This window comes from Legionella spiritensis (assembly GCF_900186965.1).
GTDB classification, from domain to species: domain Bacteria; phylum Pseudomonadota; class Gammaproteobacteria; order Legionellales; family Legionellaceae; genus Legionella_C; species Legionella_C spiritensis.
In genome coordinates this window covers 617,451-637,248 of sequence record NZ_LT906457.1, presented here as the reverse complement: position 1 = coordinate 637,248, position 19,798 = coordinate 617,451, and the positions used below count along the sequence as shown (strand labels likewise).

Sequence of the window (19,798 nt, the reverse complement as noted above, 5' to 3'; positions counted from 1 at the left end):
GTAAAAATGAAGAAACCTTCCATTCTTATCGTCGAAGACAATAGAAAATTGGCAAGTTGCCTCCAGGACATGCTGGAAGATGAGGGCTATCAAGTATCAACTGAGAAACAAGGCGACAAAGCTGCATACCGCATTCTTCGTGAGCATCCTGACTTGGTCGTCTTAGATATTATGCTACCAGGCATGAATGGCGATCAAATATGTCATACGGTACGACTTGATTACCCTGGTAAAATTCTTATGCTCACAGCCATTGATGACTTACAAAGTGAAGTTGAGACCCTAAATCTAGGGGCTGATGATTATTTAAGCAAACCTGTTTCGGAGGAGCGTTTAAAAGCGAGAATTAAAGCGTTACTTAGACGTCCAGATTTAAAAACCCAGGATGACACTTACACTTTTGGGCAACTCACAATAAAGATAAGCCAACAAAGTATTCGGTTAGGTAATAAGCAAATCACTGTAGCACCAAGCGAGTTTGAATTGCTTGCTCTCCTGGTCAAAAATCAAGGTAGACCCTTAAGTAGAGATAATATCTGTTTTGCTCTTTATGGGCGCGAATATGATGGCGTGGATAGGGGAATTGACTTAAAAATTTCTCGCCTGCGCAAAGCCCTCGGGGATGAAAACTCGGAAAAAATAAAAACCATACACGGAAAAGGGTATGTTTTTATCGGGGAAGCCTGGGAATGAAATTTAATGTATATATCAAAGTAATGACGGCATTTTTTGTAATCGCGTTCGTTTTTATCCTGGCATTTTTCAAATACATGAAATCCGTTACGATAGAGATAGCGGTTAATTCGCAAAAAACCATTTCATATGGCGTTTTAAATAGTTTAGAAAGTGAATTAGTTAACATCCCAAAGTCAAATTGGGATACTGTTATGAAGGCAAAGAAAGACGAGGGAATTTATCTCTTATCAAGTCAAACACTGAAACTGAACTCGAATCAAATTAAGAAACTAAATGATGGAAAAATAGTTTTTACGATTGGTAAGGATCTGCAGTTTCTCAATTTGATATTCGCAAGAAAAACAGCGTATAAAAAAATTGGTAAGAGCCAATTCGTACTTGCATACGATTTTTCAGTTCCTGAGCAAATTATTTCTTATTATATGACCCCTGGATTGGAGCAAATCGTTGACACTTTATTATCAAGATCCAAAAATACATGGGATGAAGCGCTAGTAAAGCTGGAAAAAGAATATGGCTACCCAATTCATGTTTATAAAAAACAGAGCAAGAACTTGCCGAGTCATGTCAGTAAAGCTCTATCAACAAGTCGCCTGGCATTTGAAACAAATCCAAATACAACACAAATTGGTGTTATTTACTATTCTTTTAATGGAGGAATACTTAAAATAGGTCCACTCAAATACCTGTCTATTACCGCAAGAATTAGCGATCTCATATATTATTTTGTATTAGCCTTTTTTATCTTTGTTTTTTGTCTTATTACCTTTATTTCAATGCTATTTGTAAGGAACATGAAGAAAATATATCAAATAACAGAAAACTTCAGTCAAGGGAATTTTGACTTTCCCCAGAAGATAAGTACGACCTCTGTTTTGTATGGGCTATACAGTAACATTATCCATATGGGAGAAAGATTGAAAGAACTGATTGAATCACATAAAAAAATGTGCCGATTTGTCGCCCATGAGATTAGAACCCCTCTGTCAACCATCCAAATGACGACAGATAGTATCAAAAGGAAAAATACGGAAGATAAACAGCTCAATAAAAAAATGGAAAGCATACAAGAAGATGTAGCAGGCATGAATCGTATCGTCAGTACTTTTTTGATTTACTCGAAGATGTATTCAAGCGAGATTAAGTTGCGAAAATCTAATACGGATATAATCTTATGGTTAAGAACTTTATTAGAGCCGTTTTGTTCCTCAAGATTTGAAATTTCGCTTCATACTAGTGGTTTGGACACATTAAATGAGGACATTGACCCCAATATTTTAAAGCATGCTGTAACAAATTTAATTTCAAATGCTATGAAATTTGCAGAGCATCGTATCTCATTAACCGTTAATGTGGAAAATAATGATATCTTAATTCATATTGATGATGATGGCCCAGGCTTGCCAGAAGATGGTTTGGACGACATTTTTTCTGAATATACAACTGCTGCAAACATTGAAATTGGAGAAAAGCATATTGGGCTGGGGTTAGCTATCGTTGAGAAGATTGTTACACTTCATAATGGAAAGGTTGCGGCCACGCAATCACCGGTATTAAAAGGTGCCAGGTTCACAATTACTCTCCCATGGCACGCGCGTGAACATTAAATCACCCAATCAATATGTACAAAGTTCATACACGTCAAGCGGGTGTTCTCAGTAGAATAATATCATTGATAATATTTTTATTGAGAATGACCATATGAAAGCCAAACATGATACAAAATTACAAGACGCCCAAAAATCCCCAAAAAACACCTGCCCAATATGTGAAGGACTTGGGTTCCCGCCACCTTGTAATGGACATGGTGGTGGTAAAAGTGATGAAAATACTGAATCCAGTGAACCTTTTAACAGACCAAAAAAGGCATTAGAAAAAATAACAGGGCCGGCTCATATTCCGGCCATCGGCTATGCCTATGTTGATGCAAATAATAGCGCTAATAATACTTCAATCACTTTTGGTCAAAAAAATGCTCAATCTACTGATCATAAAAACAATGAAGCAGATGCTGAAACCTGTTTTCCAGCATCCTCACTTAGCAAAATTGTGTTTACTTATTTGGTGCTAAGATTGGTTCAGGAGGGATACATCAGTTTGGATGAAAAACTATATAAAGAGCTGCCCTATGACAGAGTGATGGTGGATGGTAAATATCCTGATGAAGCTACTCGTGAAAAGGCCGAAGAATTAACAGTTCGTCATGTGTTGTCACATACATCAGGCTTGCCAAACGTAGGCTCATCCCCCTCTTCTACCCTTAAATTTCATTCAAAACCGGGTGAGAAATACGAATATTCAGGTGAAGCCATTCTTTATTTACAAAAGTTCATCGAGAAAAAAATGGGCGAAGATTTACAAACGTTGGCTCAAAGGTATATTTTTGACCCAAAGCCAAAAGGCATAGATATGAACCATTCTACATTTTTGCCCCCATCCGAGGAAGACACCAATAATGTATTAGTTCATTCCGAATTAGGAAAATCAATGACAATCAATGAGAGCCTCGCGCCTTTTAAAGATGATACATCACCCCTTGCAAGTGCCGCCGGCTCACTACTTACAACAGCCAATGATTTTTCGAAATTCATGGCTGTTTGGTTAGAAATGATTGATGATGAAACTTTCAAACAAGCATTTGAGCCCCCGAAAGGCAAAGAAATCCCTACGTTTGATGATAATGACTCACCGGTATGTGGCTTAGGCTGGCATTTATACAAGGATGATGATGGTAAATTAATCGCATATCAATATGGTGAAAACACAAATACGAGATCCTTTGTCGCAATCAATGTGACTGATAGAAAAGGCGCTGTTTTTTTTACGAATTGTGAACATGGGATGAGTATTGCAAACCAAATATTTAGTTCTGTAAATGTAGCGCCCATTGGTAAAACAACAAAACTATTTAAAAGTATGCCTCGCCATGCTCAAAGTGATGAGCCCGGATGGAAAGAAACACTTGCTGGAAAACTTGCAGAAGATCAGGGCAATATTGAAAACGCCAGATACTACTTTACCAAAGCCTGTTTTGCATCAAACCAACAGGAATCCAAACTGTTGCGTTTAAAATGGTTTAAAGAAGCACACCCTTCCACTCATAAACAAAAAGCATTTGAAAAGCCATTGGAAACATTTCAAGGAGTGTATACGAACCCCTGGGGTGACAGGTGCGAGATGAGTGTCAAAGACGGGAGTTTGGTTTACGAGCAGCCTGGCCGTCAAACAAAGCTTTTGAGAATATCAGAGACCGACTTTTTACCTGAAAAGGACCAATCTTTCAAAATAAGTATTGAGGGAAAGCAGATGACAAGGACAACCGTCGAGGGAGACGTGTATAAATTATCTGATGAGTCTTTAACACAATCGCAAAAACAAATCTCTTCGGATTCTGAGGTGAAGGGACTTCAAGACGCAGCTGAGCATAGTCCCATGGAGCAAATGGAAGATAGCAGTGCAACTGCGTTAGAATCATTTGCTCCAAAATGGTAAGAGGTGGTCCCACATGCTTGGACAGTTTAAAAGGATTTGCTTTAAGAGTTACCTCAAGCGGCGTGAAAAGCTTCATCGTTGAAACCAGAATCAGTGGCAAGGTCAAAAGAGTGACTTTAGGCAAATACGGCAATTTGACGGTTGAAGAAGCAGAAAGCAAGCCAAAGCTCTTTTGGGTAGTATCGCCAGAGGAGATGATCCAATTGCTGAGAAGAAAACTAAAAAAATTCATGCCATGATCTTGCAGCAGGTTGCTAATTTTATACTTGTGCATATGATGGAGACAGCTGAGTTAAGTTAAAATCTGTAAAAGTATTATAATTTCAACGAGAAGAGGCTCTGATACATAATTTCGTCACTTATTTGAAAATAACGAAAAAAAGTATCAAAATGTAAGTATGAATGCAGAGAAAAATTATAAACAAACAGTTCTCAATATGGTTAGAGAAAAGGGAATTATTAAAATTTCTGAGCTAACCAAAAAGGGAATAACCAGAGCGACAGTTTCAAGGCTTGTAAGCGAAAACAAACTTGAAAAAATTGCAACAGGACTCTATTGTCTACCAGAAACTGAGTTCTCAGAAAAAGAAAGTCTAGTTATTCTAGCAAGCCGAGTACCGCAAGCAGTATTTTGTCTACTAACAGCCCTGCAAATTCATGAGCTAACAACGCAACTACCACGAAAGGTTTGGATTGCAATGCCTAGAGGTAGTCACACACCAAAGATTGATTATCCCCCTGTGAAAATGATTCAGTACTCAAAAGAAGTTTATGAAGAAGGTATTGAAACAATAGAATCAGATAATATTAAATTGAGAGTTTACAATTCTGCCAAAACAATAGCTGATTGCTTTAAGCACCGTACAACAATTGGTATTGATGTAGCTATTGAAGCACTAAAAGAAGCGTATTCAAAAAACAAAGTTTCAATGGATGAGCTATGGCATTATGCGAAAATATGTCGTGTTGCCAATATAATGCGTCCTTATCTAGAAGCTATCCAATGATGAAAGATATCAGTGCTTCTATCCGAGCACGACTAAAAAATATCGCGAAAGAAGAACAAACTGACTTCAATGCAGTATTAACCCGTTATGGTCTTGAGCGTTTGCTATACCGAATTGGTCAATCTGAATATGCCAATCAATATTTATTGAAAGGTGCTTTACTATTTAACTTATGGTACGACATGCCACATCGACCTACTTTGGATATTGACTTGTTAGGATTTGGTAATAACGAACTTGATTATTTGACAGGTGTTTTCAAAGAAATTTGCATAATTTCTGCTGCTGATGGAATCATTTTTGATGAGAAATCTGTTTCAGCAAATACTATAAAAAAAGAGGGTGGATATACAGGTGCCAGAATCGAGTTATTTGCTGAATTGTCAAAGGCACGTATTAAAATACAAATTGATATTGGTTATGGTGATGTTGTAACGCCCGGCCCAATTGATTTGAATTATCCTGTTTTGATAAGTGATCTACCTCCGCCAAAAATTCGAACCTATCCAATTTATACAGTGATTGCTGAAAAGCTGCATGCAATTGCCTTATTGGGTATGGCAAATAGTCGATTAAAAGATTATCTGGATCTATATGTATTATTGAAAAATGAAGAACTAGACGAAGAAACAGTGATAGATGCTATCATTTCTACCTTCACTCAAAGAGGGATGACTATTCCTAAAAATCTACCAATTGGTTTGACCTCAGAATATAGTCAGGATGGATCGAGACAAGCAATGTGGAATTCTTTCTTAAATAAAAATGAAGTTGAACTCAAACCGTTGCCAGAGGCCGTGTCTTCGATAGGAGATTATATCCAGCCAATTCTTGTTAAAGCTTCTACAAGATAATTTGACGATTTTTGTAGACTTATAAAAAATGAGAGGTCAATCAATGAATATTAAAGTCCCCTTTATAGAAAACAGCATATTTAGCACTGTTATTGAGGTTAGGATTGGTGACATCAATTACGGGAATCATTTGGGGCATGACTCAGTTGTTTCTTTTTTGCATGAGGCAAGAGTAAGGTTTTTAAAAAAGCTTGGCTATTCTGAGTTAGATATAGAGGGTTACGGTATATTGGTAACTAACCTTATAATTAATTATCTAAATGAAGCTTTTTACTTCGATAAAATTTTAATAAAGATAGGCCTTGGAGAGGTGAAAAGAACGAGTATTAATTTAATTTATAACGCTATGATTCGTGAGACCGATAAGGAGGTAGCGAATGCGATCACAACAATCACTTTTTACGATTTTACGGAGCAAAAGGTTACTAGAGTACCCAAAGGATTTTTAACCTCAGTAGGTTTATAGGCTAATTAATATCTTGGGTTTGAACCGGTTTTCCTTGTTTTCTCTGGTAAATAGGGTAATAAAAATGTTAGCAAATTTCTTTTTCTACGACGGTATTTTGTCTGAATGGAGTGACGAGGCCCTGTTAGATAAACAATCGAAACTCTTGTAATAACTCAATAAAATTCGAGGTTAATTTTATTTGGAACATTTTAAACCTTGCCAATTAGGTATCTATAAATATCTTTAGTAAGAGTATATCCTTTTAATTCAAAAAAACAGGTTATTATCCCGAATTATCCAATATGCTATTCCGAATTATCCGGATATATTAAGGCTGTTATCATGTTAACAAAATCACATTTTTTTAACATGAGATCTGCCTCATGTTAAGATTTTCCGATTTTCTTAACATGTATAAATTTAATTCAGATAAAATGCAAACTTATTTTTTAAACATACTTAAACAAATCCGTGGGACTTAGGGGACAACTGGGGTATAAGCGCGACACTATGAAAAATTAGGTTTTATACCAATGTTTGATTTAAAATCCGAAGGTTATGAATGGGGCATGGTTTATATGACTTTAGTTATTTAAACTTATGAAAATAAGTCTAAATATTTCTATTGGACCACATCGTTTTAAATTTTAAGGATAAAAAAATGATTAAAAAACTATTCTTTATTACTGTGCTTTCTTTGAGTTCCTGGGCTGTTGCTGCCTATTCTGATAATGCTTTTTCTATATTAAAACATAAGGAATGGCAGACAGGGGAGTTTGACATTCAGTTTTCGACTTCAAGCCCAAGCCAAGTTTTAAAAATAGATAATAAAAAGGAGGATGTTGAATGTGAATCTATGTTACTGATGCCTACCGTTGAGTCGATTCATACCGATTATCGTCAAACACAGTTCATTCATACTAATATAAAAACCAGATTTCAAATTCAACTCATGAACTACTATGCCGGAAGTGAAGAACAACAATTTGATATTTATAGGCAAATTTGCATCTATCCGCATAAAGACACACCAACCAATCAATTTAGTTGTGTTAATTCAAATGAGACTATTTCCGCCAAAGATGACATGACACAAATAGTGGATATAGATATGCAGGTGTATAATTTAATCCCTGGTAAGTATTTTGTTGAAATGGAACTGTCTGTGCTTCCATTGAAAGGTATAGCAGTAAAATATAGGGCTCATGTAGGAGGTCGGCACTTTACAGTGAAGCAGTAACAAAAGAGTATATGTAAATCAGCGTGCAAAAATGCCCCCCTATAAGGGGCTAATGTAAAAGACCAAATTGCAGGCTATTTTACTCTAAAATGGATATCACACTATGAACCCTTTTCTCATAAAGGAATTCCAGAAATCATGGACTTAAATGTATTGCCTTTTTTCGCAAAATTGGAATAGGAAGTGCTTTGCTGACAGCTGCTGAAGAAAAGGCATAAACCTCGTTTTTCTGATTAGTTGAAATTAATGGCCTTCCTTTCAATTATGCCAGGTTGACTAATTATAAAAATAATTAGTCCCAATATCCCGCATAAGCTCCAGATAAATTGTATGCCACAAGTCGATAGGATATTTGCTCCAATAAAAGACCCAACTAAAATACCTAATGCGAAAATGAATTTATGATTTCCCATTGCTACTAATTCCACATTTTGAAGTATAATGGGTACATATTTAGTTAATCTAGTCAAATAAAGTTGAATATAAGTCAAAGGGAATTGTATGAAAATTATATCCATGCCTAAATTAGGTCGGATTCTGGTGTTGAGTTTAACTTTATGCTGTCTGCCATATGCCAAAGCAAATAAATTGAACCCGGAGCCTGCTAATTTATCTCTACCACAACGCGGTTATTGGCTCCTGTTAAATAAACCGTTTGCTCCACCACTTTTAAATGAAGAGGATTATAATACCCTTTGGACTGTCTGGCCAGAACCGTTGCGATCACTGGCTAGAAAAGCGTCGCAAAGTGAGCGGCGGACAATGGCTCTAAAGCGCTATGGTTTTCAAGAAAGTCCTGACCGTTTAAAGGGTGATATACCACAACAGTTTACTCGGGATAGTAAAAATAACCTTTCAATAAACTGTCTGGCCTGCCATGGTGGTAAGGTTGCTGGAACAGTGATATTAGGACTTGGAAATAGCCATATTAATTTTGCCACATTTAATGAAGACCTGGCCCTTCTTTTTGTGAAATCGAATAAAAAGATAAAACCCGCACCAAAAATATTACCACCAGAAGCACCTGATCCTGTGCGAGGAGTAAACAATGCCTGGGCAGGTGCTGTTTTGTATATGCTTGTTCGGAACAATGATTTGCAGCTTACACCAGAAAAACTTCAGTTTCCTAAGCCATCTCATCAGGCATTGAATATACCTATGGATACGCCCGCATTCTGGAATGTCCACCATAAAAAAAACCTTTATTATGATGGCTTCGTACAGAAATCACATCGAGATATCATGCAGTTTGTATTTGATTTTTCTGTTCCTGCTGAGACTATCTATCATTGGGATAACGATTTTAAATCTATACTTGCCTGGATTGATTCATTACGATCTCCCAAGTATCCCTGGAAAATTGATATGGAGTTAGCGAAAAAGGGTCAAAAGATATTTCGTTCTCAATGTGCCTTCTGCCATGGGAAATATGGTGATAAACGATATTATCCTGAACGGTTGATTAATCTTGAAGATCTCGGAACAGATCCGGCAAGAACGCTTTTATCTATCGATTTTAAAAAACACCTGGTGAGCACATGGATAGGATACTATGGAAAGACGCCTTTAAATTTAACAAAAAATGCCTACGTTGCTATGCCACTGGATGGCATTTGGGCTACCGCACCATATTTACATAATGGCTCTGTTCCAACGTTATGGCATTTGTTAAACCCGGATAAACGTCCTTCAGTTTGGCTTAGAATGGAAGATGGATACGATCAAAATAGGGTAGGGCTGGAAATAAAGGAATTTTCTCGCCTTCCGGATACTATAAAATCTGCGCAAGAAAAGCGTCTTTATTATCAAACTAATATTTATGGTCTAAGTAACCAGGGACATCGATTTCCTAAGGAAGGATTATCCAAAGAAGATACAGATGCGCTTTTAGAATATCTTAAAACACTATAGAGAACATAGTCATGCAGATTCAAAATAATGAAGATCATTATGGTGTAATCAGTATATTTCTGCACTGGTTAATGGCCGTGCTTATGATTGCAGTTGTAATATTAGGGCTGGTGATGACCCGAATTCCTATGCGTTTTACTTTATATGAGTGGCATAAAGATATAGGTATATCAATATTAATTTGGGTATGTATTCGTTTCATCTGGAGACTTATCAATATTTCTCCATCTTTGGCAACGCTCCCATTTTGGGAACAGCTGGTTTCAAAGTGTGTGGTATATTTTTGTTACGCCTTCATGTTTATAATCCCCATGACTGGTTGGTTACTTCTTTCTGTTTCTGATTTACCCGTCACTTTTCTTGGGTTTAATTTACCAGAATTATTAGAGCCGAATGATACGCTGGAATCTTTATTTCTAAGTATACATAAATGGCTGAGTTATATTTTGATATTTTTAATGATTATCCATATTGCAGCAGCGTTAAAACATTTTTTTATTGATAAGGATAAAGTCCTGCAGAGAATAACAAGACTATAAGTCCACTAATTTCCCTTTTTAATACACGGTGGATGAAACACTAAAATTGCGCTTCGATGGTAGGCATGGATATAGTTACGGTTTTGTTTTTGGAAAAGATTAAGCATTGTTGACTTTAGCATGCCTAAAAATAACGCAGTTGAAGATAGCTTACCTAAAATTTATACAGCATGGCGAAATATATACCTGCGCGATATCTTGGATATGATTTTATAGAGGAATGTAAAAAGACAAATCCTAGAAGCATAAATGTCTACGCTTATATTTCATCATTAAATAAAGAAGTTAGGTTTAATTTTAATAAAGAGCTGTTAAAAGAAATTTTTAAGGACATTAATGATTAAGGAGTTCGCTAATCTAACTTATCCCTTAACTGCTACCATAATATTCCAATATTACTGAGCCATCGCTATGAATAAAGCGGATTGTTAGATTCATTTCAGCCAAGTATAAAATATCTTGTGAAGTTTTATTCTCTAAATCAATATTTTTCCAATAATCAAGATAGTTAAGAAGCTTCATATGTATTTTTTCATATGCAGTTGCCGTATATTTCCTAACTGGAACTATTATTTCTCCATAACGATCTCTAAAAAACTGCTCGGACCACATATTCATAGCTGGCCATTGTTCGCTGAGACCGAATATTTTTACAGGCTTTTGCGGTAAAAAATCAGTTAAAAAAACATCTAAACCCAAATCTGGCTTATCTTTTACATCTACTTTCAGACCCCCGTTCCAGTGCCAGCTCTTCAACGTCCCGGTAACTCAATGAATAGGCCAAGTACCATCTGATCAGCATCAAAATGATATCCTGCTTAAAATGTCGCCACTTGAAACTGAGCATCGTTTATACTCCCCAAGAAAAAATGAGGATACTATCCGCTCAGACAATTTTTTTCGGCAAAACCCGAGCTATTTACAGCCCCACATTATTGTCCATTTTTTAAATAACACATCATCGAACAAGTTGCTCTTATCTTATACTTTTCAGGCGATTGTAATAATATTATTGAACTGTTTTATGGACTCAATACATCGTTGCACCTAAAATATATCTCTCTTGAACCCATCAAAAAAGTTGCGAAAAAACCTGAAAGCATGAAATTCGATAAGACAATTGTTAATCGATAATACAGATTTAACCAGGGCTGCGCATACCTGAATTTTGATTTAACTACGAATGGTATAAAAAATGATTAAAAAGGTATTAAAATATCTTATTTGCAGTGGTTTATTCCTCGCAACCTTTCAGCTGCACGCGATCACAAGCAATACAGTTTCAAAACCAACATTTAGTGTCATTGCAATAAAGAAAGCTCCTGATGAACTACTTGCTAATGAGATTAGTTATGCACAATATCAGATTGTCAATAATACCAAAATATCCAGATTACTCACTATGTCCCCTATTGATGGAGTCAATCAATTAACAGGTTCAGGATTATGTAGCAATCCCTTTTTATTAGCGCCCAACCAGTCTTGCATACTAAATCTTCAATTAAACGCCAGTCTTATGAAATCAGTACATTCAGGACCTGTTATTTGTAAAACCAAAGGTGGAGGAGATAATAGTCCTAGCCCTTTTCTTTGTTCACAACCAAGTTTCCAAGATCAATTGAATGTCGAAATTACCCCTTGTTTACCAGGAAAATGCTTACCTAATACGACAACAGCCCAATTACGTGCCATTACCAACCAATTTAGACAACAGTATGGTATTCCCGGAATAGTATCTGGTATCTGGGTTGGTGGTTCAGGTCAATTAATTATAGAGGATGGTTTTGCTGATTTGTCTACGCCAAGACTGATAAGTCGTTCTGATCATTTTAGGATAGGGAGTATTACTAAATCATTTACTGTAACGGTCATGTTGCAATTGATTGAGCAGGAGTTGCTTCAATTAAACACACCTTTAAGTCAATTTTTACCAGGTCTTCAAAACGATAATGCAACCATGGAACAACTTGCTGACATGACCAGCGGCATTTTTAATTATACTGAAGATCCCGATTTTGTGAGTGAGTTTATCAGTGATTTAACACGTGTATGGTTACCTATGCAACTTGTTTCAATAGCTAATACTAACCTTCCCTATTTTCCTGCTGGAGCGAATTGGCATTACTCCAATACGAATACAGTAATTTTAGGAATCATTATTGAAATGATAACGCATAATCCTATTGCGAATGAAATCATTCAACGCATACTCACTCCACTTAAACTGTCTCAAACGTTTTATGTTAATACTGTTCCCATGCCTGAACCCTTTGCCCATGGTTATGGATTCGCTCCACTGGAAGATCTAACTAATACTAGTCCTACAAGTGCAGCAGCCTCAGGTGCTATGACTTCACGTTTGGAAGATTTACATGTATGGGCCATTGCGTTAGGAAAAGGTCAATTATTGTCTCCAGCAATACAAAATATACGTATAGCCAGTCTAATGCCTATAGTTTTTTCCCCATGTGCTGATACTGTTCCCGGAAGAGGGCCGGTTAATTGTCCCGAATATGATAAGTACGGAATGGGCATAGGAGAAATCCAAGGTTGGATTGGGCATACGGGCGAATTTGTCGGATATAGTTCATTGATAATGTATAATCCTCAAACTGATTCAACTATTGTTATTCTTATGAATATATTTGGCCAGGGCCGACACCTCCCTACAACGCTTTTTAAAGAGTACTTAACTGTTTTGTAGGGCAATGGGTTTTGTCGAATAAGACTTCTGGGAAATAGTAATTTTCTGTTTTTTTTCTCAGAGAACAATGAACAAACCAGGTACCAACATCAATATGATGTCTTTTTTAAAATGCCTCTATCTGAAACTTACCATCAAGATGCTCTGGCAAAAAAGATGGAAATTAACTGGTTCCAAAATGTTTTGCGACAAAACCGGAAAAAATATAGGGGGGATGAGCCGTTTTGTATTCTTGATTAGTGCCCCCGAAGTTGATGAGCCCGAAACCCTAAGAGCAGACAGGCCAGTCAAAATACTCAAGGGATTCAGCAAGTAAGTTTGTAAATACGTGATCTAGGTCACGCAAAGGCTTCTGAACTAAAATAGGTAATCAACGTAGATCGTTGATTTTAAAGGCTTAAATTGGTTAGCCCACAAGGACTTGAACCTTGGACCAACGGATTATGAGTCTGTAAAATACGGGTTTTAGCACGTTTTATCAAATTTTAAATTCTTTCAAAAACCTTTTAAAATCAACGCTTATAAGCCATAATTTGCCATATTGAAATTTATTTGGTTTTAAATAAAGTGTCTACATGGCGTCTACATGAGATTTTAAGGGTATATTATGGCAGCAAGCGGAAATGGTATTAAATTAACCAAAACCATCGTTGATAAACTCGAACACATTCCCGGAAAAACCCAAACGTTTTATCGTGATGACAGTTTGAAAGGATTCGCTTTAAGAGTTACCTCAAGTGGCGTGAAAAGCTTCATCGTTGAAACCAGAATCAGTGGCAAGGTCAAAAGAGTGACTTTGGGTAAATACGGCAACCTAACGGTTGAAGAAGCCAGAAAGCAAGCCAAAAGCCTGTTGGGTAGTGTCGCCAGAGGGGATGACCCCATTGCAGAGAAAAAAACCAAAAAAGTTCATGCCATGACTTTACAGCAAGTGTTGAATGACTACCTCAAGGCAAGGAAAGATTTAAAACCACGCACCTTAACTGATTATCAATGTGTGCTGCATGAAGTCGCACCAGACTGGCTTGATAAACCGCTGGTGAATATTACCCGGGAGATGATAGCCAAACGACATACCAAGCATGGCCAAACCAATAGCAAGGCACGAGCCAATAATGCCATGCGGGTATTACGGGCTATTTTTAATTATGCCATGTATGAATATCAGGATGGCAACGGCCATCCGATCATCACCATCAATCCGGTCAAATACCTGTCACACACCCGAGCCTGGTATCGGGTGGATCGCAAACAAACCGTCATTAAACCCCACCAGTTAGCAGACTGGTATAAAGCGGTGATTATCTTGGTCGAGACAGATAGCTACCGCAACGCCCTACTCTGGCACGACTATTTCCTGTTGCTGTTGTTTACCGGCATGCGCAAAATGGAAGCGGCTTCTCTGCGTTGGGACGATATTGATCTCAAATCCAAAACCATTACCCTGCAAGACACCAAAAACCACGAAGTCCATACCCTGCCCATGTCCGATTTTGTTTATGGCTTAATGGAACGCAGAAGCCGGTATAAAACCAGTGAGTATATTTTCCCGTCTGAGAGTAAAACCGGCTATATCTATGAGCCTAAAAAAGCCGTTTATAAAGTGGCCGAGTTATCCGGTGTGCCATTTACCCTGCACGATTTACGAAGAACCTTTGCCACCATCGCCGACAGTCTTGATTTACCAGCGTATGCCCTGAAACGATTGTTAAATCATAAGATGAATCATGATGTAACGGCCGGATATATCATGAAGGATGTGGAGCGATTGCGTAAACCTATGCAGCAGATTGCCAATTTCTTGCTTGAGCATATGGAAGGACAAAGCGTATGATGATATTTAAACCTAGGGGAATTTTCTTATGATTTCAAAAGATTCAATATCATCTTTATTCGAGTTGGATGATCTTGAAACCAAAGCTGTTTTAAAAGCAGCAGCTAAAGCCCATCAGGCATTGGGGGAGGTAAAAGGGGTTGCTGCGAATATTCCTAATCAATATATTTTGATTGGTACTTTATCCTTGCAAGAGGCCAAGGAAAGTTCTGCTATTGAGAATATAATCACCACGCATGATGATCTATATCGCAGTGATTATGAATCCAAAAATTTTGTATCCCATAGCGCAAAAGAAGTGCATAGCTATGCCCAAGCATTAAATCGTGGGTATAAGATAGTCAAAGAAATGGGATTGATCACCAATAATACGCTATTAACTATTCAGCAAACACTTGAAGAAAATGACGCTGGTTTTCGTACTCAAGCAGGTACGCAATTGAAGAATGATCAGACTGGTGAAGTCATTTACACACCACCCCAGGATAGGGATGAGATTATTCGATTGATGACTGATTTGGAGCGATTTATCAATGAAGATGAGCGCAGTGGCTATGATGATCTGGTAAAAATGGCATTAATTCATCATCAATTTGAAAGTATTCATCCTTTTTATGACGGCAATGGAAGAACAGGGCGGATTCTTAATATTCTGTATTTGGTAAAACAAGGTTTGCTGGATACACCAATTTTGTATTTGTCACGTTATATTAACCAGAATAAACAACAATACTATTCACTATTACAAAAAGTACGCGATGAAAAAGATTGGGAGTCATGGATACTTTTTATGCTAAAAGCAGTTGAAAGTACGGCAAAACAAACAACACTTATAATCAGTGAGATCAGGACATTAATGCAAAACTATAAAGTGGAAATGAAAGAAAAATTGCCTAAAGTTTATAGCCATGAATTACTCAATAATTTATTTAAGCATCCCTATACCAAAATAGAGTTTGTGGTGAACGATACCGGCAAATCTCGTCAAACAGCCTCAAAATACTTGGATGAGCTGGTTCAAATTAAATTGTTATCCAAACACAAGATAGCAAAAGACAATTTATATCTGAATGATAACCTTTATCGACTATTGATGAATATTCCTGCTGTAGATTAAATAGTCATGTTAAAGAAATCCAAAATTCTTAACATGACTTTATTCTCATGTTAAAAAAATGCGATTTCTTTAACATGAGACGTGACATAAGTTAAATTATCTGGATTTCTTTAACATGACTTTAAATAAAACCAAGTGAATTTGGATACACAGAATCCTATTAATCAGTGATAAGAGGAAATTTGGATATCATCAATCAACTGGTAGTTCAAACTAATGCCGATATGGTGATTCATGCCGGTAACTTTGGGTTTTATGAAGATCAGAACATTTATAGACTCAACCCAAGATAATTGCGCTTGTTAATATTCCAATGGGATTAAATTCAGCAATTGAAGGCTGTATTTGTAGACATATAAAAAATGCCTGGGACAAAAGGGACACACGGGACAACCACGTGATAACTGGCTTATAGCCGTCCCCCATAAATTCTCAGTAGTGGGACGCTGGGACAATTTATATTAGCTTTCTGGCTATAATTAACATCGTTGGTTATATAATTCGCAATTCGCGAATCACGAATTATATGTGTAATATCTGAATATAGACTTGTTTTAACAAAAAGCTCGGCAACTAAGACAATGCCCGTTTAGCGTCTTTTAATAACAAAACAAGTTGTTTTTCTCTTAGCGGCGATTCTTCAAAACCAAAATGCTTATAAAATGATTCGGCTTTATCGTCAATTGGGTGAGTAATGATAGCCCTAACGCCCACCTCATTAGCAACCATCAATGACCGTTTTATAGCATCTTGTAACATGCCACGACCTATTTGTTTACCCTGATAATCTTTACTAACCGCCATTCTGGCAAGAATAATCACAGGAATATGGTAGTTTCCCATTCCTTGAGCGACTCTTTTAGGGACCTCAGATTGCTCTACTTGCCCGACAGCCAAACTGTAGTAACCAACTGGTATATCATCATCAAAAACGACATAGGTTTTAGCTGAACCACTTCCGCCAGCTTGCTTTGCATGTTTTATCAACCATGTATCGAGGTTTGTGTTGCCACTATCAAAGTTGTCAATTTTTATTTTATTATCAAGAGGAACAGGTTTTTTTAGCATTATTCATCCCATGGTGACGGTTTGGAAAATAATTTTTTCAAACCTTCATTATCCATGGGTGGTCTGTCGAGCAGCTTTGAAAACTTTTCAAAGTTCTCATTGGACACCATAAAAAGTCTTTGGTCTAACAATGTTTGTTCGGCAGCTTGGCAAGCCGTATCTAAAATAAACTCAGAAGTTGATTTTCCCTTGATTTCAGAAGCCAACTTAATAGCTCTTTCTTGGGCAGGGGATATCCTTAACCCAATTCGGGATGATTTGCCTGATTGCGAACGTGCTCTAGCTGGTGCTCGCCCTTTTTTAGTATGACTTGTGTTATCGTTTTGTTTAATTGGTTCCATAGCAGCATACTCGTAAATGTGTATAATTAAATGTTAGCACAATGTACGTACAACTACAATCCTGCTTACTGTGAAATAAAAAATATTGTTGGTAATTTATATCTCATAGTAGAATTTTTTTCAGTATCAATCGATATCATTCCTTTGAATTCGATCTTTGACCCTTGACAATCTTTGATGATTGCCAAACGACATACCAAGCATGGCCAAACCAATAGCAAGGCACGAGCCAATAATGCCATGCGGGTATTACGGGCTATTTTTAATTATGCCATGTATGAATATCAGGATGGCAACGGCCATCCGATCATCACCATCAATCCGGTCAAATACCTGTCACACACCCGAGCCTGGTACCGAGTGGATCGCAAACAAACCGTCATTAAACCCCACCAGTTAGCAGACTGGTATAAAGCGGTGATTATCTTGGTCGAGACAGATAGCTACCGCAACGCCCTACTCTGGCACGACTATTTCCTGTTGCTGTTGTTTACCGGCATGCGCAAAATGGAGGCGGCTTCTCTGCGATGGGACGATATTGATCTCAAATCTAAAACAATCACCCTGCAAGACACCAAAAATCACGAAATCCATACCTTGCCAATGTCTGATTTTGTTTATGAATTAATGGAGCGAAGAAGTCGGAATAAAAGCAGTGAATTTGTGTTTCCGGCTGAAAGCAAAACCGGTTATATCTATGAGCCTAAAAAGGCAGTGAACAGGGTTGTGAAGTTATCTAATGTTCCATTTACCTTGCACGATTTGCGAAGAACCTTTGCTACGGTTGCTGATAGTTTGGACTTACCTGCTTATGCTTTAAAACGATTACTTAATCATAAAATGAATAATGATGTTACAGCAAGATATATCATGAAAGATGTTGAGCGTTTGCGTAAGCCAATGCAGCAGGTTACTAATTTTATACTTGAGCATATGATGGAAACTGCGGAGTTAAGTTGAATATATTTGACGTCGCTAACTATTATTATAAAGATTATTCTGCTGAAGTCTTCTGGAATCTTTGAAATAATTTGTCAGCACGTTGCAAAATGATGCTGGTAAATGGGCTAGCCGTTATGTTTTTTTGAATTTTGCTAATTAGATTCAAGACTTCTTTACGTACTAGGGCACCGGATAAAAGAGCCTCTTCTGCCATTTGTGTAAAGTGACGCGGGAAGAGGCCATCAAAATCATATTTACTACCAACTTTCATCGCCATTTTACTTGAAAGATTAGGGTAATATACGGTTGAAATCATATCGTAAAAAGGTGCTAAACGAGTTTTTGAACCATGATAGAGCAAAGAGAAGTTTTTGCTATGTGCATCATTGTTGCCAATAATCACATTAAACAGAATCCCTTGTAATAATTCTTTAATGTCAAAGACAGGGAGACCTGATATCTCTCTTATCAAACCAAAGCACTCACTAATTTGAGGGCCACCCTCTCGCTGATATTTCATCTCAGGGCTTATGCCCATTGCCTGACAAAAATCTTCTTGATGAAGGCGTTGGATTCCTTGCTCTGTCTCAACCCGATCATATCGTTTAACCAACAGATAAGGGGTATTATCAGCGTAATGGATAGCTGCGTCCACAGCATTTAATCCAATTTTTTTTGCCAAATTAAGGCAGAAACACTCATTTTCAATTAGGGTGGGAAAGTCTCGATTGATTGGTTTTAAAATGTGAGTACTGGGTGCACCGTTCATTGGTATTGCAAGATTTCCTTCAATAATAGCAACTGGGAGTTTATCCTGTGCGCCAGCAAGGGATAAACGGATTCCATCTTCACCGACTATCATAGGTCTTTGATGCATGGTTTGCAGAATTTCTAATACGTCTTTATTTTTGATAATTTTATAGTCTGGCTTTAACTGAACTATGGATGTATTTTGAGGCAATATCATCACAGCTCCGGCACACTCACCACCAATAGCAGCTAATAAGGCAAAATCATTTTTTTCACTGATACCCAATTGACGAGCAATAGCAGTACGCATATGGGCTTCAGGCAAGAGACCACTGAAAAACGGACGGCATTGCTGCATTGAATAAAGGTTTTTTTGAATGGGAAGGGAGTGTGACAACGGGAGATTTTTCTTGTTTTCCAGGTAGGCGTCATCATACACAAAAGACATATCGCCATGCGTATCAATACTTAATTGGCCTGCTAGTATTTGGTTAAGATAGACATCCAGTTTATGATTTTTCATTTTCGAAATCAGCATGAGACAAGTTGAGTTGAATCCCAAGTACTTGTAGCACTTGCAGTGTTTTTCCAATTTGGCAAGTGGGCTTCCCATTTTCCAAATCAATAATAAAACGTAATCCAGTTCCAGCACTTAAAGCCAAATCTTTTTGGGTAACATTAAGTTCTTTACGAACTTTGCGAATATAACGTCCTATATTTTCTGAGGATTGAATCATCATTTTTCTTCTAATGTTCCCGTACGGTAATTTTATACCCTATTTGAAGAAAATCCCAGAGAATGTTACCGATCGGTAATAATATGATGTTTATTTCATATTAAATAGAAATGTTACC

The 19,798-nt window shown here is 37.2% G+C and carries 17 protein-coding genes and 3 pseudogenes; 14 read left to right on the top strand and 6 right to left on the bottom strand.

All coding sequences use genetic code 11. The features are described from left to right. Positions 1-6: 6 nt before the first annotated feature. The 10 genes and pseudogenes from CKW05_RS02965 to CKW05_RS02910 all read left to right on the top strand — a co-directional run bounded on the left by CKW05_RS02965 (position 7) and on the right by CKW05_RS02910 (position 10,187). Positions 7-693: a response regulator transcription factor gene (locus tag CKW05_RS02965; protein WP_058484377.1), complete on the top strand. Its 687-nt coding sequence runs from the start codon at positions 7-9 to the stop codon at positions 691-693. Continuing rightward, positions 690-2,303, top strand: a complete 1,614-nt coding sequence (locus CKW05_RS02960; protein ID WP_058484378.1) for a sensor histidine kinase — start codon at positions 690-692, stop codon at positions 2,301-2,303. Before CKW05_RS02965 ends, CKW05_RS02960 begins: the two co-directional genes overlap by 4 nt. Positions 2,304-2,397: 94 nt before the next feature. Further along, on the top strand, positions 2,398-4,188 hold the full coding sequence (locus tag CKW05_RS02955) for a serine hydrolase domain-containing protein (RefSeq protein ID WP_058484379.1): 1,791 nt from the start codon (positions 2,398-2,400) through the stop codon (positions 4,186-4,188). Between the two features lie 20 nt (positions 4,189-4,208). Further along, a pseudogene (locus CKW05_RS02950) lies at positions 4,209-4,447 on the top strand (Arm DNA-binding domain-containing protein); the annotation flags it as partial. A 139-nt stretch (positions 4,448-4,586) separates the two neighbouring features. Continuing rightward, entirely contained in the window at positions 4,587-5,195 is a 609-nt protein-coding gene (locus CKW05_RS02945) for a type IV toxin-antitoxin system AbiEi family antitoxin domain-containing protein (RefSeq protein WP_058484380.1), read from the top strand. Then, positions 5,192-6,049 (top strand): nucleotidyl transferase AbiEii/AbiGii toxin family protein, encoded by an 858-nt coding sequence (locus tag CKW05_RS02940; RefSeq protein WP_058484381.1) that lies wholly within the window; start codon positions 5,192-5,194, stop codon positions 6,047-6,049. The genes CKW05_RS02945 and CKW05_RS02940 overlap by 4 nt, the downstream gene beginning before the upstream one ends. A gap of 43 nt (positions 6,050-6,092) precedes the next feature. Continuing rightward, positions 6,093-6,515 carry an acyl-CoA thioesterase gene (locus CKW05_RS02935; protein ID WP_058484382.1) on the top strand — a complete coding sequence of 141 codons (423 nt, stop codon included), beginning with the start codon at positions 6,093-6,095 and terminating at the stop codon, positions 6,513-6,515. A gap of 643 nt (positions 6,516-7,158) precedes the next feature. After that, a complete protein-coding gene (locus tag CKW05_RS02930) occupies positions 7,159-7,737 on the top strand; it encodes a hypothetical protein (RefSeq protein ID WP_058484383.1) in 579 nt (192 codons plus the stop codon). Between the two features lie 501 nt (positions 7,738-8,238). After that, complete coding sequence (locus tag CKW05_RS02915; RefSeq protein ID WP_058484385.1) at positions 8,239-9,648, top strand: c-type cytochrome; 1,410 nt, start codon at positions 8,239-8,241, stop codon at positions 9,646-9,648. Positions 9,649-9,659: 11 nt separating this feature from the next. Next, positions 9,660-10,187, top strand: coding sequence for a cytochrome b (locus tag CKW05_RS02910; RefSeq protein WP_058484386.1), 528 nt, complete (start codon positions 9,660-9,662; stop codon positions 10,185-10,187). A 369-nt stretch (positions 10,188-10,556) separates the two neighbouring features. Here CKW05_RS02910 and CKW05_RS02905 read toward each other — a convergent pair whose 3' ends face one another. Continuing rightward, positions 10,557-10,943, bottom strand: coding sequence for a hypothetical protein (locus CKW05_RS02905; protein ID WP_058484387.1), 387 nt, complete (start codon positions 10,941-10,943; stop codon positions 10,557-10,559). Beyond that, positions 10,918-11,034: pseudogene (locus tag CKW05_RS15525) on the bottom strand (IS6 family transposase); the annotation flags it as partial. The pseudogene CKW05_RS15525 and the gene CKW05_RS02905, both read right to left, overlap by 26 nt. 348 nt (positions 11,035-11,382) lie before the next feature. Here CKW05_RS15525 and CKW05_RS02895 point away from each other — a divergent pair. From CKW05_RS02895 to CKW05_RS02880, 3 genes are all read left to right on the top strand, one after another. Further along, positions 11,383-12,891, top strand: coding sequence for a serine hydrolase domain-containing protein (locus CKW05_RS02895; RefSeq protein ID WP_058484388.1), 1,509 nt, complete (start codon positions 11,383-11,385; stop codon positions 12,889-12,891). A gap of 607 nt (positions 12,892-13,498) precedes the next feature. Further along, entirely contained in the window at positions 13,499-14,725 is a 1,227-nt protein-coding gene (locus CKW05_RS02885) for a tyrosine-type recombinase/integrase (RefSeq protein ID WP_095140546.1), read from the top strand. A 28-nt stretch (positions 14,726-14,753) separates the two neighbouring features. Further along, positions 14,754-15,842 carry a Fic family protein gene (locus tag CKW05_RS02880; RefSeq protein WP_058482718.1) on the top strand — a complete coding sequence of 363 codons (1,089 nt, stop codon included), beginning with the start codon at positions 14,754-14,756 and terminating at the stop codon, positions 15,840-15,842. 573 nt (positions 15,843-16,415) lie between these two features. Here the strand turns inward: CKW05_RS02880 and CKW05_RS02875 are convergent. Together CKW05_RS02875 and CKW05_RS02870 are read right to left on the bottom strand one after the other, a co-directional pair. Next, a complete protein-coding gene (locus CKW05_RS02875; protein WP_231950679.1) occupies positions 16,416-16,910 on the bottom strand; it encodes a GNAT family N-acetyltransferase in 495 nt (164 codons plus the stop codon). Then, positions 16,910-17,251, bottom strand: a complete 342-nt coding sequence (locus CKW05_RS02870; protein ID WP_082642726.1) for a type II toxin-antitoxin system TacA family antitoxin — start codon at positions 17,249-17,251, stop codon at positions 16,910-16,912. Before CKW05_RS02870 ends, CKW05_RS02875 begins: the two co-directional genes overlap by 1 nt. A gap of 177 nt (positions 17,252-17,428) precedes the next feature. Between CKW05_RS02870 and CKW05_RS02865 the strand changes: the two are divergent. Next, a pseudogene (locus CKW05_RS02865) lies at positions 17,429-18,211 on the top strand (tyrosine-type recombinase/integrase); the annotation flags it as partial. Positions 18,212-18,245: 34 nt separating this feature from the next. Here the strand turns inward: CKW05_RS02865 and CKW05_RS02860 are convergent. After that, a complete protein-coding gene (locus tag CKW05_RS02860) occupies positions 18,246-19,466 on the bottom strand; it encodes a type II toxin-antitoxin system HipA family toxin (protein ID WP_058484391.1) in 1,221 nt (406 codons plus the stop codon). Next, a complete protein-coding gene (locus CKW05_RS02855) occupies positions 19,453-19,683 on the bottom strand; it encodes a helix-turn-helix transcriptional regulator (RefSeq protein ID WP_231950677.1) in 231 nt (76 codons plus the stop codon). Before CKW05_RS02855 ends, CKW05_RS02860 begins: the two co-directional genes overlap by 14 nt. Positions 19,684-19,798 lie beyond the last annotated feature (115 nt).

Bases quoted from the DNA above. Each gene is read 5' to 3' on its own strand.
- CKW05_RS02860 (WP_058484391.1), bottom strand. From the start codon at position 19,466: ATGAAAAATCATAAACTGGATGTCTATCTTAACCAAATACTAGCAGGC.
- CKW05_RS02955 (WP_058484379.1), top strand. From the start codon at position 2,398: ATGAAAGCCAAACATGATACAAAATTACAAGACGCCCAAAAATCCCCA.
- CKW05_RS02930 (WP_058484383.1), top strand. From the start codon at position 7,159: ATGATTAAAAAACTATTCTTTATTACTGTGCTTTCTTTGAGTTCCTGG.
- CKW05_RS02965 (WP_058484377.1), top strand. From the start codon at position 7: ATGAAGAAACCTTCCATTCTTATCGTCGAAGACAATAGAAAATTGGCA.
- CKW05_RS02880 (WP_058482718.1), top strand. From the start codon at position 14,754: ATGATTTCAAAAGATTCAATATCATCTTTATTCGAGTTGGATGATCTT.
- CKW05_RS02895 (WP_058484388.1), top strand. From the start codon at position 11,383: ATGATTAAAAAGGTATTAAAATATCTTATTTGCAGTGGTTTATTCCTC.
- CKW05_RS02870 (WP_082642726.1), bottom strand. From the start codon at position 17,251: ATGGAACCAATTAAACAAAACGATAACACAAGTCATACTAAAAAAGGG.
- CKW05_RS02960 (WP_058484378.1), top strand. From the start codon at position 690: ATGAAATTTAATGTATATATCAAAGTAATGACGGCATTTTTTGTAATC.
- CKW05_RS02855 (WP_231950677.1), bottom strand. From the start codon at position 19,683: ATGATGATTCAATCCTCAGAAAATATAGGACGTTATATTCGCAAAGTT.
- CKW05_RS02915 (WP_058484385.1), top strand. From the start codon at position 8,239: ATGAAAATTATATCCATGCCTAAATTAGGTCGGATTCTGGTGTTGAGT.
- CKW05_RS02910 (WP_058484386.1), top strand. From the start codon at position 9,660: ATGCAGATTCAAAATAATGAAGATCATTATGGTGTAATCAGTATATTT.
- CKW05_RS02885 (WP_095140546.1), top strand. From the start codon at position 13,499: ATGGCAGCAAGCGGAAATGGTATTAAATTAACCAAAACCATCGTTGAT.
- CKW05_RS02935 (WP_058484382.1), top strand. From the start codon at position 6,093: ATGAATATTAAAGTCCCCTTTATAGAAAACAGCATATTTAGCACTGTT.
- CKW05_RS02875 (WP_231950679.1), bottom strand. From the start codon at position 16,910: ATGCTAAAAAAACCTGTTCCTCTTGATAATAAAATAAAAATTGACAAC.
- CKW05_RS02940 (WP_058484381.1), top strand. From the start codon at position 5,192: ATGATGAAAGATATCAGTGCTTCTATCCGAGCACGACTAAAAAATATC.
- CKW05_RS02945 (WP_058484380.1), top strand. From the start codon at position 4,587: ATGAATGCAGAGAAAAATTATAAACAAACAGTTCTCAATATGGTTAGA.